The 19,079-nt window shown below is 67.8% G+C and carries 18 protein-coding genes and 2 pseudogenes; 9 read left to right on the forward strand and 11 right to left on the reverse strand.

Features of this window, described 5'->3' with window-relative positions:
• Positions 1-272, reverse strand: a pseudogene (locus ACPYN7_RS14345) (hypothetical protein); the annotation flags it as partial.
• Positions 269-991: a response regulator gene (locus tag ACPYN7_RS14350; RefSeq protein ID WP_424348096.1), complete on the reverse strand. Its 723-nt coding sequence runs from the start codon at positions 989-991 to the stop codon at positions 269-271. The gene ACPYN7_RS14350 and the pseudogene ACPYN7_RS14345, both read right to left, overlap by 4 nt.
• A 452-nt stretch (positions 992-1,443) precedes the next feature.
• On the opposite strand from ACPYN7_RS14350, the gene ACPYN7_RS14355 reads away from it, so the two are divergent.
• Positions 1,444-2,247 (forward strand): WecB/TagA/CpsF family glycosyltransferase, encoded by an 804-nt coding sequence (locus ACPYN7_RS14355; RefSeq protein WP_424348097.1) that lies wholly within the window; start codon positions 1,444-1,446, stop codon positions 2,245-2,247.
• Between the two features lie 259 nt (positions 2,248-2,506).
• Here the strand turns inward: ACPYN7_RS14355 and ACPYN7_RS14360 are convergent, their stop codons facing one another.
• From ACPYN7_RS14360 to ACPYN7_RS14370, 3 genes are all read right to left on the reverse strand, one after another.
• A complete protein-coding gene (locus ACPYN7_RS14360) occupies positions 2,507-3,067 on the reverse strand; it encodes a copper resistance CopC family protein (RefSeq protein ID WP_424348098.1) in 561 nt (186 codons plus the stop codon).
• A 185-nt stretch (positions 3,068-3,252) separates the two neighbouring features.
• Positions 3,253-3,852: a hypothetical protein gene (locus ACPYN7_RS14365; protein ID WP_424348099.1), complete on the reverse strand. Its 600-nt coding sequence runs from the start codon at positions 3,850-3,852 to the stop codon at positions 3,253-3,255.
• 233 nt (positions 3,853-4,085) lie between these two features.
• Positions 4,086-6,245, reverse strand: a complete 2,160-nt coding sequence (locus ACPYN7_RS14370) for a cytochrome c oxidase assembly protein (protein ID WP_424348100.1) — start codon at positions 6,243-6,245, stop codon at positions 4,086-4,088.
• Between the two features lie 1,257 nt (positions 6,246-7,502).
• Between ACPYN7_RS14370 and ACPYN7_RS14375 the strand changes: the two genes are divergently transcribed.
• On the forward strand, positions 7,503-8,054 hold the full coding sequence (locus ACPYN7_RS14375; protein WP_424348101.1) for a hypothetical protein: 552 nt from the start codon (positions 7,503-7,505) through the stop codon (positions 8,052-8,054).
• A gap of 480 nt (positions 8,055-8,534) precedes the next feature.
• A complete protein-coding gene (locus tag ACPYN7_RS14380; protein ID WP_424348156.1) occupies positions 8,535-8,948 on the forward strand; it encodes a DUF3093 domain-containing protein in 414 nt (137 codons plus the stop codon).
• Positions 8,949-8,986: 38 nt separating this feature from the next.
• Here ACPYN7_RS14380 and ACPYN7_RS14385 read toward each other — a convergent pair whose 3' ends face one another.
• The 3 genes from ACPYN7_RS14385 to ACPYN7_RS14395 form a co-directional block, all read right to left on the reverse strand.
• On the reverse strand, positions 8,987-9,682 hold the full coding sequence (locus ACPYN7_RS14385; RefSeq protein ID WP_424348102.1) for a metal-dependent transcriptional regulator: 696 nt from the start codon (positions 9,680-9,682) through the stop codon (positions 8,987-8,989).
• Between the two features lie 29 nt (positions 9,683-9,711).
• On the reverse strand, positions 9,712-10,992 hold the full coding sequence (locus tag ACPYN7_RS14390; protein WP_424348103.1) for an Nramp family divalent metal transporter: 1,281 nt from the start codon (positions 10,990-10,992) through the stop codon (positions 9,712-9,714).
• 196 nt (positions 10,993-11,188) lie between these two features.
• Positions 11,189-11,830 carry a methyltransferase family protein gene (locus ACPYN7_RS14395; RefSeq protein ID WP_424348104.1) on the reverse strand — a complete coding sequence of 214 codons (642 nt, stop codon included), beginning with the start codon at positions 11,828-11,830 and terminating at the stop codon, positions 11,189-11,191.
• A 118-nt stretch (positions 11,831-11,948) separates the two neighbouring features.
• Here ACPYN7_RS14395 and ACPYN7_RS14400 point away from each other — a divergent pair, with 118 nt between their 5' ends.
• The 5 genes from ACPYN7_RS14400 to ACPYN7_RS14420 are packed head-to-tail and all read left to right on the forward strand — an operon-like array spanning position 11,949 to position 15,389.
• Complete coding sequence (locus tag ACPYN7_RS14400; protein ID WP_424348105.1) at positions 11,949-12,281, forward strand: ArsR/SmtB family transcription factor; 333 nt, start codon at positions 11,949-11,951, stop codon at positions 12,279-12,281.
• Positions 12,278-12,988, forward strand: coding sequence for a cation transporter (locus ACPYN7_RS14405; RefSeq protein WP_424348106.1), 711 nt, complete (start codon positions 12,278-12,280; stop codon positions 12,986-12,988). The genes ACPYN7_RS14400 and ACPYN7_RS14405 overlap by 4 nt, the downstream gene beginning before the upstream one ends.
• Before the next feature lie 57 nt (positions 12,989-13,045).
• Positions 13,046-13,957: a cation diffusion facilitator family transporter gene (locus ACPYN7_RS14410; protein ID WP_424348107.1), complete on the forward strand. Its 912-nt coding sequence runs from the start codon at positions 13,046-13,048 to the stop codon at positions 13,955-13,957.
• A gap of 52 nt (positions 13,958-14,009) precedes the next feature.
• Positions 14,010-14,693, forward strand: a complete 684-nt coding sequence (locus ACPYN7_RS14415; RefSeq protein ID WP_424348108.1) for a DsbA family protein — start codon at positions 14,010-14,012, stop codon at positions 14,691-14,693.
• A 51-nt stretch (positions 14,694-14,744) separates the two neighbouring features.
• Positions 14,745-15,389: a vitamin K epoxide reductase family protein gene (locus ACPYN7_RS14420; RefSeq protein ID WP_424348109.1), complete on the forward strand. Its 645-nt coding sequence runs from the start codon at positions 14,745-14,747 to the stop codon at positions 15,387-15,389.
• A gap of 243 nt (positions 15,390-15,632) precedes the next feature.
• On the opposite strand, the pseudogene ACPYN7_RS14425 reads toward ACPYN7_RS14420, so the two are convergent.
• A pseudogene (locus ACPYN7_RS14425) lies at positions 15,633-15,898 on the reverse strand (IS5/IS1182 family transposase); the annotation flags it as partial.
• 391 nt (positions 15,899-16,289) lie between these two features.
• On the opposite strand from ACPYN7_RS14425, the gene ACPYN7_RS14430 reads away from it, so the two are divergent.
• Complete coding sequence (locus ACPYN7_RS14430) at positions 16,290-16,595, forward strand: hypothetical protein (RefSeq protein ID WP_424348110.1); 306 nt, start codon at positions 16,290-16,292, stop codon at positions 16,593-16,595.
• A gap of 177 nt (positions 16,596-16,772) precedes the next feature.
• Here the strand turns inward: ACPYN7_RS14430 and ACPYN7_RS14435 are convergent, their stop codons facing one another.
• Together ACPYN7_RS14435 and ACPYN7_RS14440 are read right to left on the reverse strand one after the other, a co-directional pair.
• The gene (locus ACPYN7_RS14435; protein ID WP_424348111.1) at positions 16,773-17,870 is read right to left on the reverse strand and encodes an acyltransferase family protein; all 1,098 of its coding nucleotides are present in this window, start codon (positions 17,868-17,870) and stop codon (positions 16,773-16,775) included.
• 477 nt (positions 17,871-18,347) lie between these two features.
• Positions 18,348-19,079: tetratricopeptide repeat protein (locus ACPYN7_RS14440; protein ID WP_424348112.1), on the reverse strand; the 732-nt coding region annotated here is incomplete at its 5' end.

Consider the following 19,079-nt stretch of genomic DNA (forward strand, 5'->3'; position numbering starts at 1 on the left):
CTCGTCGTCATGCAGGCACTGTGGACCGTTCCCAGGCAGGTGGGCAACGACCGATCAGGTTTTGAGACCAGGTCTAAGTGCACCAGCCCGTTGGCTGCGTCGGCGTGGCCGGCCTCGATGAGCTCGTGGTAGAACATCTTCGGTCCCACCACTACCGCAGTGACCGCCACGATGATCAGCCCGACGGCCAGCACCGCAGTCTGGGCCAGCATCAACCGCACCGTCAACGGACTCCAGGACCAGCGTCGGTCTGTCGCCGTGATGGTGCTCATCGCCCGGTGCCTATCCGGTAGCCGATCCCGCGGAGGGTGTGAATGAACCGCGGGCTGGCGGCCTCGTCGCCGAGTTTCTTGCGGATCCGCCCGATGTGCACGTCCACCAGGTGCTCGTCCCCGGTCCAGTGCGTGTCCCAGACCATCTCCACCAGCTGCCGGCGCGACAGCACCAGTTGCGGGTTGGCCGCCAGGCACAGGAGCAGGTCGAACTCGATCCGGGTCAGCGACACCGGCTCCCCGCCCAGATGCACCTGGCGGGAGGACTCATCCACCACCAGGTTCCCGATCACCAGCGCTTGCCCACCGTGTTGTGAGGTCCCAGCGGATTCGACGCTTCGAGCCCGGGCCCGACGCAGCATGGCCTGCACCCGGGCCACGAGCTCACGTGGGCTGAAGGGCTTGGTCACGTAGTCGTCAGCACCCATGGACAGGCCCACGATCTTGTCGACCTCGTCGTCGCGGGCGGTGAGCATCAGCACGTGGCAGTCCGAGAAGGTCCGCACCTGACGGCACACCTCGATCCCGTCGATGCCGGGCAATCCGAGATCGAGCACCAGCACGTCCGGGTCGAAGTCGCCTACGGCGGTGACGGCCCCGAGGCCGTCGTGGCGCACCGCCACCTCCAGCCCGGCCTTGCGCAGGTATCCCTCGATCAGCTGCGCCAGATCGATTTCATCGTCGACCACCAGAATCCGTCCGGTCAGCGGCGGGGGCATAAGGGCTCCTTGATCAGTGGAGGGAATCCTGTAGGCGGGCTGCGACACTGCACGACCAGCGCCGGGTCTGAGGCAACCAGGCAACCAGAGGCGCGGAGAGGCGGAGTGGTTCGACACCGGGCCGCTCAGCTGGTCGTCGTCCCACCAGCGGTGCCGGCCAGGCGAGGGGAAGGGCCGCCCTCCCAGGAATCGTTCACAAACGCTCATCCATGCAAATAATTGCACATTAGGGGACAGGGCGGCACGGAAGTGGGGGCATTCAAGGAAAGTCAAGGATTGCTAACGTGAATGTTGGCGAGTATTCGGGGAAACACGGGCTGGTGTTCCCGAATGCTGCGCCCACGGGACGGTGTCCCGTGCGCCAATCAGGATCTGGGGGATCCCACGGCGGTAGGCCAACGTGCCGACCGACAAACGATGAGGCAGCAACTGCCGAACCAGTGGGGGAACACATGCTCAAGTACCAGACCCAGACGGACAGGCTGGGCAAGATCGAGATCCCGGTCAGCGGCATCCGAGTAACACCGATGGACACCAATGAGCTGCACCGGTGGATTGCGGCCACCTGGGAGGAGCGGCGCAAGACCGTGATCCTCGGCCACAATCTGCACAGTCTCTACACGTGGGAGGTCAACCCGACGTTCCGCGCCTTCTACGACAAGGCCGACGTGGTGCTGACGGATGGCTTTCCCATCCTCAAAATGGCTAAGTGGCAGTCCGGGCGGCCGCTCAGCGCCAGGCGACACCGTATCGGCACCATGGACTGGCTGCCCGGCCTGATCCGGAACACCCCGGTCCGGCGCGTGGCCGTCATCGGCGCGAGCCCCGAAAGCAACGCCGCCACGGTCGCTCTCCTCCGTGCGGAGGACCCCGAGCGCACGGTCGAGGGCTGGCCCGGCGAAGGGTGGGGCCCCACCCTCGAGGACCGCATCGTCGGAACCCTCCAGGAGTTCCAGCCGGACTTCGTCATCGTGGGCCTGGGCATGCCGCTGCAGGAGGAATTCCTGAGCCGGCACTGGGAGGAGCTGCCCACGGCGATCTACGCCGCCGTCGGCGGGGTGATCGACCAGTACTCCGGTATCCAGAAATCCGCCCCGCGCTGGCTCGGGCCCATGGGTCTGGAATGGGCCTACCGGCTGGCCACCCAGCCGCGGCGGCTGGGCCACCGGTATCTCGTCGAGCCGTGGATCCTCGCCTACCTCCTGGCGGCCAAGGCCGTCCGGCAGGGCACTGCGGGGGCGGATGCCAGCTCCTGAGCGACCGTGAGCGGTGGGCCGAGACTTTCCGTCCTGGCCCACCGCCTCGTGTCGGAGCGCATCAACAACGCTGCGGGTCAGCGCAACTCGTCCGCGGACCGCAGCGGGGCCTAGGTTCCGCTCCGGACCGCGGCGGGCGTCTCCAGGGCGTCCAGCATCGCGTCCTCCTCACCCTCCCACGGGGAACGGAAGCGCCGCCGCTGGGACTTCGCTGGGGCCTGTGCCGTAGAGCGTCTGCGCCGGTCCGGCTGCGAGGGGCTCAGCTCTTGCGGCGGCGACGGGATACCACGGCCAGAAGCCCGATCACGACCAGGGCCAGCGCCACTACGGTGGCGCCGACGGCCCATCCGGTGAGATCCCCGGAGTTCTCCGGTGCGGCCGCGTCCTGGGCTTGGGCGGAGCTGTCGGCACCGTCACCGGCCGGGGCCTCGGTCGGGGTGTTGCTGAGGCTGGGGGCCGCGGTGGTGGTGTCCGCGCCGTCGCCGACCTCGTAGGTGTAGGTGCCTTCGATGGGGTGGCCGTCGCTGGAGACCACCCGCCAGACCACCTGGTAGGTCCCTTCCTCGGACCCGGTCTCGGCCAGGGGCTGGACCACTTGGGAACCGTCGCGCTCGAGCGGGCCCTCGGTCACGGACTGCCCGTCGGGGCCGGTCACCAGCACCTGGTGGCCGATGTCCATGATCTCCCCGCTGTAGGAGAGCTCGATCTGTTCGGGGGCGGTCTCCAGCACGGCATTCTGCTCGGGGGAGGTGCTCAGCACCTCGTCATGGGCGGCGGCGGGGGCCAGTCCCAGGGCGGTCAGGGCGCCTACCGCGCTCACAGTGGCGGCGGTACGGCGCAGAGCAGAAGTAATGGTCAGCATGGCAGAGGGGTCCCTTCGAGGGGCAATGAGTGAGTGGGTCAGACAGAGCCGCCGAGCCGATGATCGGAGGCGGCCGTGAGGGAGTCGTCGAGCCTGCTGTCCGAACCCATGACCACGGCCGGGCCCAACAAGGGTGGTGGTGTTCAGCCGGCGGGCGACCGGGTGAGCCCGGTCGGGAGCGGAAGATTCCGACGACGAGCTGCCGGTGGTCCGCGGTAGGAGCGCACCGGTTGCAGCAGCGACTGATCCGTCAGTGCGTGCGGGCGCCCCTGTGGGACAGGTCGGGGCCGGTGCACCACGACCGGGGCGGACAGGACTCGCCACAGCCGGCGCACGCGTATCCGCAGGGCGTCGAGCAGGCCCACGAGGGCCACTTCGCCGTGGCGCAGGAACGCGTAGGTGGCCGCGGCGGCCAGCACGTGGAAGACCAGCATGCCGGTGCCACCATGCACCGCGTGAGCCTGGGCCTGGAGCACCAGGGACGGTCCGACGGGCGGTGAGCTCACCACCGTGTGGTGGGTGGTATCAACCACGGTCGCCACGGATCCGGCGACGGTGAAGAGCAGGTGGAAGACGCCCTGACTGACCAGCACGCCGGCGAGCAACGAGGAGCGGGAGAGGACCCGGCCGGCCAGCGCCATGCACACCGGCCCGGACAGCGCCAGGGACAGCAACACCAACAACACCGGAGGGACCTGACCGCCGGCGGCCAGGTGAGAGGCGGCGGCGAAGGCCGTGGCCATCCCGGCTCCGGCCCACCCGCGGGCAAGACGGTGCGCCCGTGCGTTCACGCCTCCACCCCCCTCAATTCATCAGCCGCCCGAGGCGGCGATCCCATTATGTGCGGGCACTCGAGAGCCCCACCACATCGACAGGCCGTGGCGGCAGCTGCCGGCCGGGTCGACACCGCGGTGCGTCGTCTCTTCTCTGTTGTCAGGCCACCATGAAGGTCATGGCCTCCTTGCATGGTCCTGGCTCAGGTGCGCCTCGTGGACTCGTCCCGCTCGGCGAGTCCGGCCATCATCGCGTTGTAGGCCTTGAGCTCGGCATCATCGGTGCGGTCCGCCTGGCGGTCCACGCGACGGTTTTCCTTCTTGCCTTCGATCGCCCACATGATCGCCACGACCACGGCGACGACGACGGTGGGGAACTCTCCGATCCCCCACATCAGGGCCCCACCGAACTGCTGGTCCTCGATCGGGCTACGGCCCCAATCCCGGCCCATGTTCGCGAACCACCACGCTTGCAGCAGGGTGTCGGAGCCCATCAGGGCCACCCCGACGAAGGCGTGGTAGACCATCGTGGCCAGCAGCAGGATCAGGCGCATCATGTGGCCGGGACGGTGCGGGATCGGGTCGATGCCGATCAGCACGAGCATGAACAGGTACCCGGTGATCAGGAAGTGGGTGATCATGAACACGTGCCCCACGTGGTACTGCAGGGTGAATCCGAACAGTGGGGTGAAGTAGAAGATCACGATCGAGGCCGCGAAGTTCACCCCGGCGAAGATCGGGTGCGTCACGATCTTGGAGAACGGGGAGTGCACCAGGGCCAGGATCCACTCGCGCGGCCCGCGGGAACCGTCCTGGCGGGGCTCCAGGGCCTTGAGCACCAGCGTCACCGGCGCCCCCAGGACGAGGAAGATCGGCACCACCATGGTCAACATCATGTGCTCGACCATGTGTGCGGAGAACAGCACCAGGCCGTAGACGGCGACCCCGCCGGAGGTGACGTAGAACAGCACCGCCAGCCCGGTCAGCCAGGAGAGGCTGCGCAGCACCGACCAGGAGTCCCCGCGGCGGCGGACCTGTACGAACGCCCACAGGTAGAGGGCGGCGAGGACGACCACCACCGCCAACCACAGCGGGTCCACCCGCCAGGTGGTGAACCAGGAGGCGGCGGTGGGCTGGGGAGGCAACGGGTACCAGGTGAGGATCTCTGCCGGGGTGGCATCCGGGGCGATCTCCTCGGGCACCGGTGGGGCGGTGCGGGACAGGGCTACGGCCACGCCCATGACCGCACCCATGACCAGCACCTCCCCGGCCACCAGCTGCCACACCGCGCGCCGGGCGGTGAGACGGCCGGCCTCCAGGGCCGGGATCAGCCACCGGCGGTGAGCCAGCCCCGCCAGGCCCAGCCCCAGGGTCAGGGCGGCCTTGAGGAGCACCAGCTGCCCGTACGGGCTGAACAGCTGTTCCCAGGATCCGATGCGCACCGCCGCATTGATGGTCCCGGAAAGAAACACCAAGAAGAAGGCGCCGAAGGCAACCGTGGAGAAGCGCCGCAGCACCACGGCGGCCATCGGCACCTGACGCCGAACACCAGCGCCGCGGCCGGCCCCTGCCGGCAGGCTGCCGGTGCCGGCAGCTGATCCGCTCAGTTGCGGGGAGAGCCAGGCGAGCACCACCAGCCCACCGGTCCACAAGCACACGCCCAACAGGTGCAGGCCCAAGGAGTTCACCGCACCCATATGGTCCGCGCCGGCGGAGGAGTGACCGGTCAGGGCCATCGCCACCAGGGCCGTGCACGCCAGGCCGAAGGTGAGCAACAGCCCCATCAGGGCCCGGACGCCGAAGACCAGGGTGGTGACCACGGCAGCGGCCACCACGGTCGCCGCCTGCGCCTGCCCCAGGGAAAGATCCGTGGCGTAGTACAGCAGCTGCTGCGCGTAGGCCTCGTCCCCGCCCACCGGCACCCCCGCCACATCGGAATAGGACAGCACCAGCACCACCACGGCAGCCACCGTCCACACCACCGACGCCACCTCGGCCAGACCCATCGTGGCCGTGAACAGCGGGTGCTCCGCCTCCTGGCCCTCGTTCCGCTCGTCGGCGCGGCGGCGGAACCCACCACGTGTTTTCGGCACGACGCCCAGAGCGAAGAGCAGGGAACCCAGCACCACGACCAAGGCGCTGTTGTGCACCACCTCGACCACGGGCAGACCCCAGCGCACCAGCGCCCCCGGATCCGCCGCCAGACGAGCGGCCCCCGAGCCGCTGTAGAACATCGCCAGAATCAACACCACCAAGGCCACCACCACGGCAACAGCGAGCTGCCACGGCCTCACCCCGGGACCGCCCAGCCTGCCCCGCCCGGGGTGCGCCTGCCCGGTGTGCTCGGGCGTTCTCGTACTCATGAGCTGATCTCCTTCACCCGCCGCTGAAGAAGGGGAGGCGGGTTGCCTCCATTGTCCCTGCCGGCCACCCCACCCCAGCCCCACAGGATCGACCCCGCCCCTCCGCAGGTCTCAGCGACGGCCTCCTGGGCTGCGCCGGGAATCTCACCGCCTCATACGCGGCGTCTGGGTGGCTCGGGGGCCAGTGGGTGGCCAGCAACTTTTCCAGGTACTGGATCTCGGACCGCTGGCTGGTGACGATCGACTACGCCAAGGAGGTCACGGCTGGATCCTCCGTGCACCCCGGGATGGCGGCAGCCACGCCGGGGCCGGCCTGGTGGTGGGGGGTCATCAGCTACAGGTCCCGTCTCCGGTCTCTGGCCCCTCCACGTTTCCTCGAGTTTGGCGAGCTGCTGGGGGGTGCCCAGCATCGCCGCACCTTTTCGTGAGGCGGCCGGGGCGAACCCGGGAGGCCCACCGTGGCCGCCGTCCTCGATTACCCATGCCATGGCCGGCTGGGTCGAGACCGAGGCGCTAGTCCCCGCACCGAAAGCCACCCGCCCATCTGCCTGGCCTGTTGTTGGTGGGTGCCGGCCATAACGGACTGGACACGCAAGAAGGGCGTGCCCATCCACGAAAGGATGGTTCACGCCCTCAGCCCAGGAGCTCTCCGCCGCGCACAGTCTGCACTGCGCACAGCGGTTTCCGCAGTGCCCCCTAGCTCCTGACATCGCCCCAGGTGGGGAGCAATGTCCATCTAGATACGTCCCCGGTCCTTGGCGGGACCAACGCCAGTCTTGCCCTCCTATTTTACTTCTCCCTTCCGATCGCGAGCTACGGTCATGCCCCTAACGGTTTGAACCAGCTCGTTCTAGAACCGGCAGAGAGTGGTGTCACCCGGGTCTTCCGAGCCCAAGAGGATCCGCATGACTCGACAGGACTTCGTGCGCCAGCGTCAGGCGACCCACCGTCTGGCGGTGCTGCGCCAGGGGGGAGGAGGTCTGGTCGGACGGAATGCTGGACAACTCCACACCGGACCCACGGGTCTCACACCGCGTCGACAACCTGGTGGGACAGTAAGTTTCGTCGCGCCGTATGACAGGCCTTCGGGTTGGCCCGTGTGCACCCCTGGGTGTACCTGGGAAATCAACCTCCGGATGGACGTTGCGCAACGACCTGGCCGACATGCTTTAGATGTCGGCCCACCAAGAATTAGTCCCCACATCGGGGGCAGGGACTCTGGCACACTCAATCCCCGCATCTCGCCAGGAGATCAAAATGTCTTCCATTCCCGCATCGTCCATGCCTACCGCCAAGCTCAGCAGCCGGCGTTACTTCTCCAAGGCCATGTTGTCCATGGCTTCACTCACCTTGGCCGCAGGCGGCCTCGCCACCCTCGGTGCACCGGCCCAAGCCGCGCCCACGCCGGCCACCCAGGTGCAGTCCGCCGCGGTGGAGACCCAGGGTCAGCAGCAGCAGAAGGGCTGTGATGTGGATGCTTACAAGCCGCATTACAAGAAGCATCAGGGGAAGCATTACGCCGCGTTCCCCTTCAAGGTCAAGTGCGACAAGGGCTACACCAAGGTGCAGGTGAAGCAGTACTACTACGCCGAGGACAAGCACGGTAATTCCCACGAGCACGGCAGCGACTACTACCAGTACAGCTTCAACCACCACGGCGGTGAAACCTGGGGCGGGGGGCAGTGGCGCCACTTCAATCACCACCAGGACAAGAAGGTGTACCACGTGGTCAAGTACCGCTACTGGGATGGTCACGGCTGGTCGGACTGGTACAAGGACGTGAGCCACAAGACCGATTTCGGGCACTGATCGCGCTGTGGAGGGGGCCAGCCAACTTGTGGCTGGCCCCCTCCTTTGACGTCGGTGAGGTTCCCATCCGCCCGCCGTCGTGGCGGGTGACAGCACCCCGCAGTATTCCTCTTGCACCACTGGATGCAGTTCTTGGGCAGCAGACCCGTGGCCTCCAGGTCCTCGACGGGGAGGCTCCCGACGTGCCGGGTATCGATGGACACTCCTCACTTGTCGCCCATCACAAGACGTCTCTGGGTGGGACTGTGACCGGGCCGAACCACAAACCCCAGATCGGACGGGATCTGCTCCTCACGAGGATGGACCAGCCGGTCCGCGGGATCGCTGTCATGAGAGGGTTGCAGCATGTCTTTTCCTGCGTCCCCCGGCGTTTTCCCACCCGATGAACCCCGCAGCGCCCAGGGATCCTCCCCAGACGCACCCGAGGTCGGGGACCTTCCCGCGAAGGCTGCCCCTGGGGCGGTCCTGTACGAGGAGAGGCTGTCTACCGCGTGGTGGATGTGGTTGCTCGTGCTCTTCGCGGGACTGGTGGGTCTCCTCGCCCTGGCCCCGATCAACATGTGGGTCGGGGCGGCGGTCGGGGCTGTGGTCGCCGGCGGCACCGCTGTGGCGTTGATCGCCTCGAACACCGGGATCGTGATCACCGGGGAGTCGTTGCAGGTGGGGCGCGCCCGCATCGAGCGCCGGTTTGTGGGCGAGGCCGAAGCATTTCGCGGCAGCGCCGTACAACGGGTGCGGGGCCCCGAGCTTGACGCCCGCGCCTACATGAACTTCCGCGTCTCCGTGGGGCCGGTGGTGCGCATCCAGATCACCGATCCCGTGGACCCCACCCCTTATTGGTTGACCTCGACCCGTCATCCGGAGCGCATCGTCGAGGTTCTCTCCGCCGGCTGAGCTCGGAACCCGTCGGGGGATTCTCCGGTGACCAGCTCTCAGAGGCTCCGCTGAGTGTTGAGGGGTGGGGTGGGCGTCACCCAGATGGCCTCGGCTTCCACCGGTGCCAGATCGATCGCGGCGTGGTGGTTCCCCAGCACACCGGTGGTTCCGCTGGCTCCCTGGGCGATGACGCGAAAAGGCCCGCCTGGCACGAGACCGGAGTCGCGGAACCGGGTCAGGCGTTGCGGGTCGGCATCGGAGAGGCGAACGATCTCGTATCGTCCGGGCCTCGCCTGGGTGAGCCGGGTGGTGTTGAGCGGGCGGCAGGTGCGTCCCTGCGCGGTGGGGATCGGATCCCCGTGCGGATCGGCCGTGGGGTGACCCAGCTGGGCGTCGATGCGCTCGATCATGGCGTCGGAGGCGGCGTGTTCCAGCCGTTCCGCCTCATCATGAACCTCCTCCCACGGATACCCCAGCGTGGTCACGAGGAAGGTCTCCAGCAACCGGTGCCGGCGCACCATGGCGATGGCGTGCTGCTCGCCCAGGGCAGTGAGGGTGACCGGCTTGTAGGGCTGGTACTCGACGAGTCCCTGGGTGGCCAGGCGTTTGACGGTGTCGGTGACGTTGGGGGCGGTGGTGCCCATGCGCTCGGCCAGGCCCTTGGTCGTGATCGGTGGGTCTCCCCATTCGGTGGCCGACCAGATGGCCTTGAGGTAGTCCTGGGCGACCGGGGTGATCTCGCTCAAGTCCATGGGTCCACGCTACCGGGCATGACTGGCACTCAGCCTGCCCCGATGGCGGTCAGCGTGATCAGAGCCAGGTTCAAGCTCACGATCAGGGCCACGACCACCCAGGCGATCACGGTCAAAACCTTTTTGTTGACGAAGCTCCCCATCAGGGCGCGGCTGCTGCTCAGGCGCACCAGAGGGATCAGGGCGAAAGGAATACCCAGGCTCAGCAGCACCTGGGACAGCACCAGCGCCCAGGTCGGATCCACTCCGGCGGCGATGATGATCAGGGCCGGGATCAGGGTGACGACCCGGCGGGTGAGCACGGGGATGCGCAGGTGCAGCAGCCCGCCCATGATCGTGGCCCCGGCGTAGCACCCCACCGAGGTGGAGGCCAGACCCGAGGCCAGCAGGCCGATGCCGAAGACGATTCCGATACCCGGTCCCAGGGCGGCGGTGATCGCCGCGTGGGCGCCTTCGATGCTGTCGGTGCCGGGTACCCCGGCGAGGTTGCCGGCGGCCAGCAGCAGCATCGCGATGTTCACCGACCCCGCCACCAGCAGGGACAGCAGCACATCCCAGCGGGTCGCGCTCAGCAGGCGGGGCAGGGCCTCCCGGGGCGGCGGGTGGCCGTGACGGTCCCGGGCCAGGGCGGAGTGGGCGTAGATGGCGTGGGGCATCACGGTGGCCCCGAGCATGCTCGCGGCCAGCAGCACCGTCTGGGTGCCTTCGAACCTCGGGACGATCCCGGCGATGGCCTGGTCCCAAGAGACGGGGCCGAAGAACAGGCCGGTGACGAAGCCGATGGTGATGATCACCAGCAGCCCGGTGATCACGAACTCGAAGTGGCGGGGCCCGTGGCGGCTCTGAATGGCCAGCAGCAGCATCGAGACCGCCCCGATGATCACCCCACCGGCCAACAGTGGGATGCCGAAAAGGATGTGCAGGGCGATCGCCCCGCCGATGACCTCGGCCAGATCGGTGGCCGCGGCCACGCACTCGGCCTGCACCCAGTAGGCCAGCCGCCGGCCTCGGGGCAGGCGGTCGCCCAGCAGCTCGGGCAGGGACCGCCCGGTCACCAGCCCGACCTTGGCCGAGAGGTACTGGATGAGCACGGCCATGATGTTGGCGGCCACCAGCACCCACACCAGCAGGTACCCGTATTGAGCCCCGGCGGTGAGATTGGCCGCCACATTGCCCGGGTCCACATAGGCCACTGCGGCCACGAACGCCGGACCCAGCAGCCAGGGCAACGGTTGGCGGCGCACCCACCGCTCCCCGGGAGACGTGGTGGCAACACCTGTTGAGCCGGTGCGCCCGGACCTGGTCCTCATAGAAAGTTAAGCTATACGAACTTTCCGTCGCGGGGAATGGGTGCCCGGCCTCGAGGGCTTGCTCTTCACCCCTGAGAGTTCGCGGGCAGGAGGGGTTGGGTGCCTCGACGGCCGATGACAGCGGCATGGAATCCCGGGAGGCGGTGGCCTACCTTCCGGGGTGGGTGAACTGCCGGCCAGTGGTGGGGCCCTGGGTTCAGGGGGTCAGCTCGCCCAGGGGTGCGGGGCGGAGTCGTCCAAGGCCAGGTAAGAACCGGCCGACACGAGCGGCGTAGGAGGCGTAGGCCTGTCGGTGGGTGAGCAGTAGATAGGGCTCTTCGACGAGACGGACCTGCAGCTCCACCGCCACCAGCAGGCACAGCAGGGCTGCCGCGCTGACCATGGTGGGGACCAGGAGGGTCAGGCCGACCAGGGTGGTAAGCATCGCCGTGAAAATCGGATTGCGGACTACGGCGAAGGCCCCGGTGGTGACCAGCTCCGTTCGCTCGGTGGCGTCGACACCCACCCGCCAGGAGGCGCCCATGCCGGTCTGGGCGGCCAGTACACCGAGGAAACCCACCAAGGTGACGATCACCCCGGCCCAGGGGAAAGCCTGTGGGAGCCGGGGTGCGGTCATGGTGTCGGTGAGGGCCAGGACGGGTCCGGCCGCACCGAGTACCAGGGCGGCCGCGAACAAGACCCCGCCCCACCACTCGGGCGAGCCGGGCGCCCCACTCACCCCACGGAAGCCGCTGGAGCCGGTGCGGCGCCGGTGGATCCAAGACCGCACACCGAAGGCCGCCACCAAACCGGCCAGGTACAGACCCAGTGCCAGAGCCGGGGCCACCTCCGTCATCATCCTGGTCCCCCTTGATCGGACGGGCGCAATCACGCCCCGGGCCGGCACTGCTGAGGCGTCCTGGGGGGTACCCTCAGGTCACCCCTCCACAGTACACAAATGCGTGTACCGTAGGGGGATGATCACGGTGACCCACACTCACACTTCGGCGCTGTCCCGGTTGGGCCATGCACTTTCCGACGGGACCCGGACCCGGATCCTGCTGGCCCTGCGTGAGGCCCCGGCACGGCCCTCGGAACTGGCCCAGACCCTCGGTGTCTCCAAGCAAGTGATGTCCAACCAGCTGGGGTGCCTGCGAGGGTGCGGGCTGGTGACCTCCACCGCCGAGGGGCGCAGCACCTGGTACTCCCTGGCCGATCCCCGCCTGGGCGAGGCCCTGGGGGATCTGCTGGAGCTGGTCGTCACCGTGGACCCGACCTGCTGCTCCCCGGAAGGATGCACCTGCGTATGACCTCCCTGACCCTGGGCCCGAAGCCCATCACCGATGCCCGCCGGGCGGTCCTGCACCGGCGGGTGCGCTGGATCGTGGCCGCCACCATCACCTACAACGTGCTCGAAGCGATCATCGCCATCACCGCCGGGCGCGTTGCTTCATCGTCGGCGCTGATCGGCTTCGGGCTGGACTCCATCGTGGAGGTCCTCTCCGCGGCCGCGGTGGCCTGGCAGTTCGCCGCCCCTGACCCTCACCGCCGGGAGAAGGTCGCGATGCGGGTGATCGCGTTCTCCTTCTTCGGCCTGGCCGCCTTCGTCACCGTCGACGCGATCCGCACTCTGTTCGGGGCCGCCGAGCCAGAGCACTCCCCGGTGGGGATCGTGCTGGCGGCGGTGAGCCTGGTGATCATGCCCTTCCTGTCCTGGTTCGAACGCCGCACCGGGCGGGAACTGGGTTCGGCCTCGGCGGTGGCCGATTCTAAGCAGACCCTGCTGTGCACCTACCTTTCGGCGGTGCTGCTGGTGGGCCTGGTCCTCAACAGCACCTTGGGCTGGTCCTGGGCCGACCCGGTGGCCGCCCTGGTGATCGCCGCGGTGGCGGTCAAGGAGGGTCTGGAGGCCTGGCGCGGGGACGCCTGCTGCTCCCCGGTGGCCGTGCTGTTGGATGAGGACGGCGACGGGTTCGCCGACGGGTGCAACTCCGGCTGCGCCTGCTGCACCCACTGAGCTCCTGAGCCGTGAGAACGTGTAGGCCAGTGACGAGAAGAGTGAGGCAGGTCCCGCGTGGGTGAGCACAACCATTCCCACACCGCCACCGGGCGGCGGGGCAAGCTGGCGGTCGTCTTCGCGATCACCGCCACGATCATGGTCGCCGAGATCATCGGTGCTTTGATTTCCGGGAGTCTGGCGTTGCTGGCCGATGCCGGGCACATGTTCACCGACTCGGCCGGACTGCTCATCGCCCTGACCGCCGCGACCCTGGCGTTGAAGCCGGCCACGGACAAACGCACCTGGGGGTACAAGCGCGCCGAAATCGTCGCCGCGGCCGCCCAGGCCTCAGTGTTGCTGGCCGTGGGCGGATTCATCGCCGTCGAAGGGGTGCGCCGGCTGCTGGAGCCCCCGGAGGTCGAGTCCTCGGCGATGCTGTGGTTCGGGGTGATCGGTTTGGTCGGCAACATCATCGGGTTGGTCATCCTGGCCTCGGGCCGGGGGGAGAACCTGAACATGAAGGCCGCGTTCCTAGAGGTGGCCAACGACGCCCTGGGCTCGGTGGCGGTGATCGTCTCCGCGATCGTCATCGCCACCACCGGCTGGACCCGGGCGGATGCGATCGTGTCCCTGCTCATCGCCGCCCTGATCGTGCCCCGGGCCCTGATCCTGCTACGTGACACCATCGAGGTGCTCATGGAGACCACCCCGAAGGGCCTGGACCTGGAGGAAGTGCGCACCCGCCTGGAAGACCTCCCGCACGTGCTCAGCGTCCACGACCTGCACGCCTCACGCATCGACTCCGACACCCCGGTGCTTTCGGCCCACGTCACCATCCACGACGGCTGCCTGACTGCTGAGCACGCCGGCGTCGTGCTGGCAGACCTGCAGGCCTGCGTGGCCCGTGACTTCCACGTGGCCATCGAGCATTCCACCTTCCAGATCGAACCGGCCTCCCACCGCCGGGACGAGAACCTCCACCACTAGCACCCCTCCACCCCCGGTAAGCCCTGCTGCCCGAGACCGAACGGAAACCCCTGTGAGCACTCCCACCAGCACGTCCACCCCACGGCAGAAGCCCTCGAAAGCCAAGATCATCGTGTGGGTCCTCCTGGCCGTCGTCGTGGCAGCCGTGACCATCCCGATCCTCATCGCCCGCGCCAACTCCACCCCGGCCGTGCCCGAGGGCGCGGGACAGGTCGTGCGCGAGAACAGCCGGGTGCTCTCGAAAGCCCCGAACGAACAAGCCGTGCTGGTGGAATTCCTGGACTACGAGTGTGAGTCCTGCCGGGCCGCCTACCCCTTCATCGAGGAGTTGCGCGCCGAGTACGCCGACACCGTCACCTTCGTCCACCGTTACTTCCCGCTGCCGGGCCACCGCAACTCCATGAACGCCGCCCTCGCCGTGGAGGCCGCCGCCCAGCAGGGACAGTACGAGGCGATGTACCAGCGCATGTACGAGACCCAGGCCGAATGGGGGGAGTCGGGGCAGGACCAGAGCGCGGTCTTCCGCGGCTTCGCCGAGGACCTCGGCCTGGACATGGCCGCCTTCGATGCCGCGGTGGCTGATCCGGCCACCGAGGAACGCATCAAGGTCGATGTCGCCGACGGTGAAGCCCTGGGCGTGGGCGGCACCCCGACGTTCTACCTTGATGGGGAAGTGCTCAACCCCGAGTCCCTGGAAGCCTTCCGGGACGCCGTCGAGACCGCAGCCACCGACTGACCCACCCCGCCCAGCGATCGCCACCTGCCCGCACCCTCAAGGGAAACCGTCATGACCCACCCCGCCACCGTCGACCGCTCCCACAGCGCCGGCCCAGCCACCGAGACGCACCTGCCCGGCTTCGCCCAGCACCGCCCGTTCGCGCTCCTGCTGTTGGCAACCGGGGTGATCGGCTGGATCGCCTCGGGCATCCTGGTGCTCGAGCGTCTGGAGCTCTACCGCGATCCGAACCACGTCACCAGTTGCGACATCAACCCCTGGGTGTCCTGCGGGCAGGTGATGGGCACCTGGCAGTCGGAGCTGTTCGGCTTCCCCAACCCGCTGATCGGCATCGTCGCCTTCGCCGTGGTCATCACCACCGCCATGGCGGCCCTCTCGGGGGCCCGGTTCGGGCGCTGGTACTGGATCGGCCTGCAGGCTGGGGTCACGGCCGGGGCGGTGTTCGCCATCTGGCTGTGGTCCCAGGCGCTGTTCTCCATCTACATCCTGTGCCTGTACTGCATGATCGTGTGGGCGGCGATGATCCCGCTGACCATCCTGCTCACCGTGCGCAACCTCGTCCACGGCATCATCCCCGCCCCACCCGGCCTCGTCCGCTTCGCCGCCGAGTGGGCCTGGACCCTGGTGGCCATCACCTACGTGGCCGTGGCCGCTTCGGTGTTCTTCCGCTTCTTCACCGCCTTCACCGGCCTCTGACCCACTCCTGAACGATCTTGGCCATGGCGCCCCTTCAGTGGGCCATGGCCAAGGTCCCCAGCCCAGCGATCAGGTGACTGCCCGTTGGATCTTGCCGCGGCACCTGCTGCTGGACGGCATCGAACAACAGCCGAGGATCCCTGCTATGGCAGGGACCCCCGGCTGTCCCCGGTGAGGTCGAACATCCAGTGGCACGACGCCCTGCCGCTTCGGCAGATGGTCTCAATGGTCCTTTCGGGGTGGTCACCGGGCGCAGATGATGGCGATGGCCAAGGTGGCGATGGTGGTTGCGGTGCGGTCGTAGCGCACGGCCAGGCGAGGGAAGGCCAGTAGTCAGAAAATGGTGCGTTCCACGACCCAGCGGTGCCGCCCGGGGCGTTCGCTGGAATCCACCCCGACGCGGGCGATCCGTGTGGCGCTCCTATGTCGGCGCAGGCAGCGGTGCACTCTCGTGTTGTCGTAGGCCTTGGCCGTGGTAAGTTGTCCGGCCGGCGCCGTGGGCGTCCCCGGACGTGACCCCCGTCAGCCGGGCACCCCCGCCAGTGTTGACCCTGCTCATCGGAGGATCCCCGTGTTGACTTCGAAGCCGCGTGTATAGCTTTCCTCAAGACAGCGTGAAGATTTCCTACAGCATGCTCTCTGGCGCCTCTACGGGCTGTTCCTCCCGGCCAATAAGGGCATAATTTGCGATTGAGAACACCCCGTTCTCATCACCCCGTGCACGGGCGTTAGGGTGCCCCAGTCTTTGCTCCCCTTGGGCTGGGGCACCCGTCGATGATGGGGAGAAGTGACGTAGCCCGGACCGGAGAATCCGACGGGCTCGGGACTGGCTCGTGGGCCCTCCATGGGCAATCCGAGGGCAAGACCCCCGCACCCTCCCTGGAAAACATCATCATCCTGGTGCTCTTGCTGATCATCATGCCGGTGCTGGCCGCGGCCCAGAAGAAGGCCGGCACGGCCCTGGGGGAGAACCTGATCCCGCCAGGCGCCACCGCGACCAAGACCTGCGTGCTACGGTCCCTCTCCGCCCTGGCCAGGCCGATCATCTTCGCGCTGATCGGCGCGTCGTGGGTAGACCCGGTGGCCGGGTTTATCACCGCCGCCGTCGCCCTCCCCGAGGGCCAGGAGACCCGGGAGGACGACGCCGAGGTAACGCCTGATGGACACCCGTTCCCCACGGTGGTCACGATCACCACGCAAGGTTGAGGGGCTTTGTGTCTGGCAGGGCCCTCAAAGCTGTCCCCGGCGAAGTTGCGCATACAGGACACAGCGCCCACCGCTTTACATCTGGTCAGCTATTGGCCACTTCCGCGAGGCGATGTTGCCGCAGGGGCCCCGGGCCCGGGGGAGATACATTGCCAGGACGCTGACGGCCTGGCCGGGTCAGTCCGGATGGCGCCCCGTCACGGCCGCGGCGTGCGGGTCCTCTGCGCCGAGGGAGGAAACCCGTCTGTCGGGCCGGTCGCGGGGATCGAGCCACGCCTTGGCCCGCAGGGCGGGCTTCTCGACGAGCCTCCAGGACAGCAGCGCCAGGGGCGCCGTCAGCAGGAGGACGAGGACGGAGTTGACGGCGATCCCCCACGACGCGGTGCCGAGCAGCACGAGGAGCTGCTGCACCGGATACGCGTAGATGTAGACGCCGTAGGAGAGGTCCGTGCGGGTGGTCCAGTTGCGAGAGGGGGCGGCGCCGAGGCCCAGGAGCAGCAGGGCGAGCGGCAGCTGCCCGTAGAGGTCCGCCCAGCCCTGGTCCGTCAGGACGGCGTAAACGACGGCCGCCCCCGCGGTGTGCATCCAGGTGGGGCGCCACGTCCCCGCCCAGGCCCAGACCGCCGCGCCCGCCAGGAAGTAGCCCACCAGCCGGGCGCCGCTGAGATAGATGCCGGTCGTGACGTCCAGCGGGCCCTCGAGCAGGGGGCGGAGGACGAGCACGACGAGGAACATCCCCGGGAGCACCCACCGGGCGTGCCGTGCCGCGACGGCGAAGCTGAGGATGAGGCCGATCGCCACGTAGGCCAGCGCCTCGTAGAACAGCGTCCAGAGCGAGCCGTTCCAGGAGTCCGGGGCCGGAACCGCGGTCAGGGTCCCGTCGATGCCCCACTGCGACATCTTCAGGTCGGCGTTGCCCAGCACGAAGCCGGCGGCGGAGGCGAAGTCGAACGGCCTGCCCTCGATCGCAGCCGCGATCGGCGCGAAGACGATGGCCACCACGAGCAGGCTCACCAGGAAGGCGGGGTAGATGCGCAGAAACCGTCGCCAGAGGTACGGCACGAGCCGGGTCCGGACCCTGCTCTCGGCGATGAGGTAGCCGCTGAGGACGAAGAAGCCGTTGACGGCCACGTCGGAGAGGAAAACGAGGCTCGGGCCGTCCGCGCCGGTCAGCGGCCAGGCGTGGCCCAGGATGACCACAGACGCCAGGACCAGACGGATGGCGTTGAGACGGTTGTGGCGATCGCCCAGGCGTTCTTGGAGAGTCGTGGCCACGGCAGCTGCCTTCCGGAAGTGTGCGGACAGCGCGGCCGGTCTGGCCTGCTGCAGGATGTAGGTCGGTCCGCCGGGCGCAGGAACAGATGTGACGACGGGCCCCCTCCCATCCGAGCACGAGTTTAGTTATGCAAATACATGCTTGTGTGCTGTGCCGCACAAGTGGGGACGACTCTCCGGGCAGGCGCGGCGCACCGGCCGTCACGGAAGGCCCCTGCGGCCGCGACACTGACGCTCAGCCGAGCACCGTGAACCCGCTCCGATTCAAGGACCTGGGGATGCAACTGCGGTTTCACTGCGCCGTTTCACCCGCTGACTTTCCTTTCCCATCTCCCCCTGGGATGACAGGACACCTAAAGGTTTTGCGCTTTACATATGGCCGGTTACAGGCGGTCTACGTTGCTGTGGAGGTTCCTACAAAACACGGTGGGCAGAACTTCAGCTACCTATTCGACCGGAGCCGACAAACGATTGTGTTCATTTTGGCCTCCCCGGGCCTAGGGAGATCGCTTCATTGAACCGCCCGGCTCTCCAGTAAGCAGAGGCTAGGTTGGTGTGGGAGGCCAAGGTGTAGGGGTGGTCGGGGCCCAAGATGCGCTGGCAATCGGCGAGTACCGCTTCATGCGCAGCGATGGCCTCCTGCATCCGCCCGGCGTTTAGGTACGCAAGAGCCAGACTGTTGCGGGCGGTCAAGGTATGGGGGTGGTTGGGGCCCAGAATGCGCTGGCAGTCGTCGAGTACCGCTTCATGCTCCTTGACTGCCTCGTCGACCCGTCCAGCTTCCTGATAGGCCAAGGCGAGCGTGCCGCGGGTGATCAGGGTTTGGGGGTGGTTGGGGCCCAGGATGCGCTGGCAGTCGTCGAGTACCGCTTCATGCGCAGCGATGGCTTTCTGCAGCTGCCCGGCTTCACGGTAGGCCAAGGCAATATTGTTGCGGATAGTCAAAGCTTGAGGGTGGTTGGGGCCCAGGATGCGCTGGCAGTCGTCGAGTACCGCCTTGTATTCAGCGATCGCTTCCTGGGGGCGTCCAGCCTCGAGATATGCGCCAGCGAGGTTGCCGCGGGAGGGCAGAGTGTCGGGATGATCGAGGCCCAGCACACGCTGGCAGGCGTCGAGCTCCGCTTCGTACTCGGTGATCGCCTCGTCGATCCGCCCGGCGCATTGGTAGGCGTAGGCCAGATTATGGCGGATGGTCAGGGAGTGGGGGTG

The sequence above is a fragment of the Kocuria sp. CH-021 genome, assembly GCF_049716185.1.
In the GTDB taxonomy this organism is placed as follows: Bacteria; Actinomycetota; Actinomycetes; order Actinomycetales; family Micrococcaceae; genus Kocuria; species Kocuria cellulosilytica.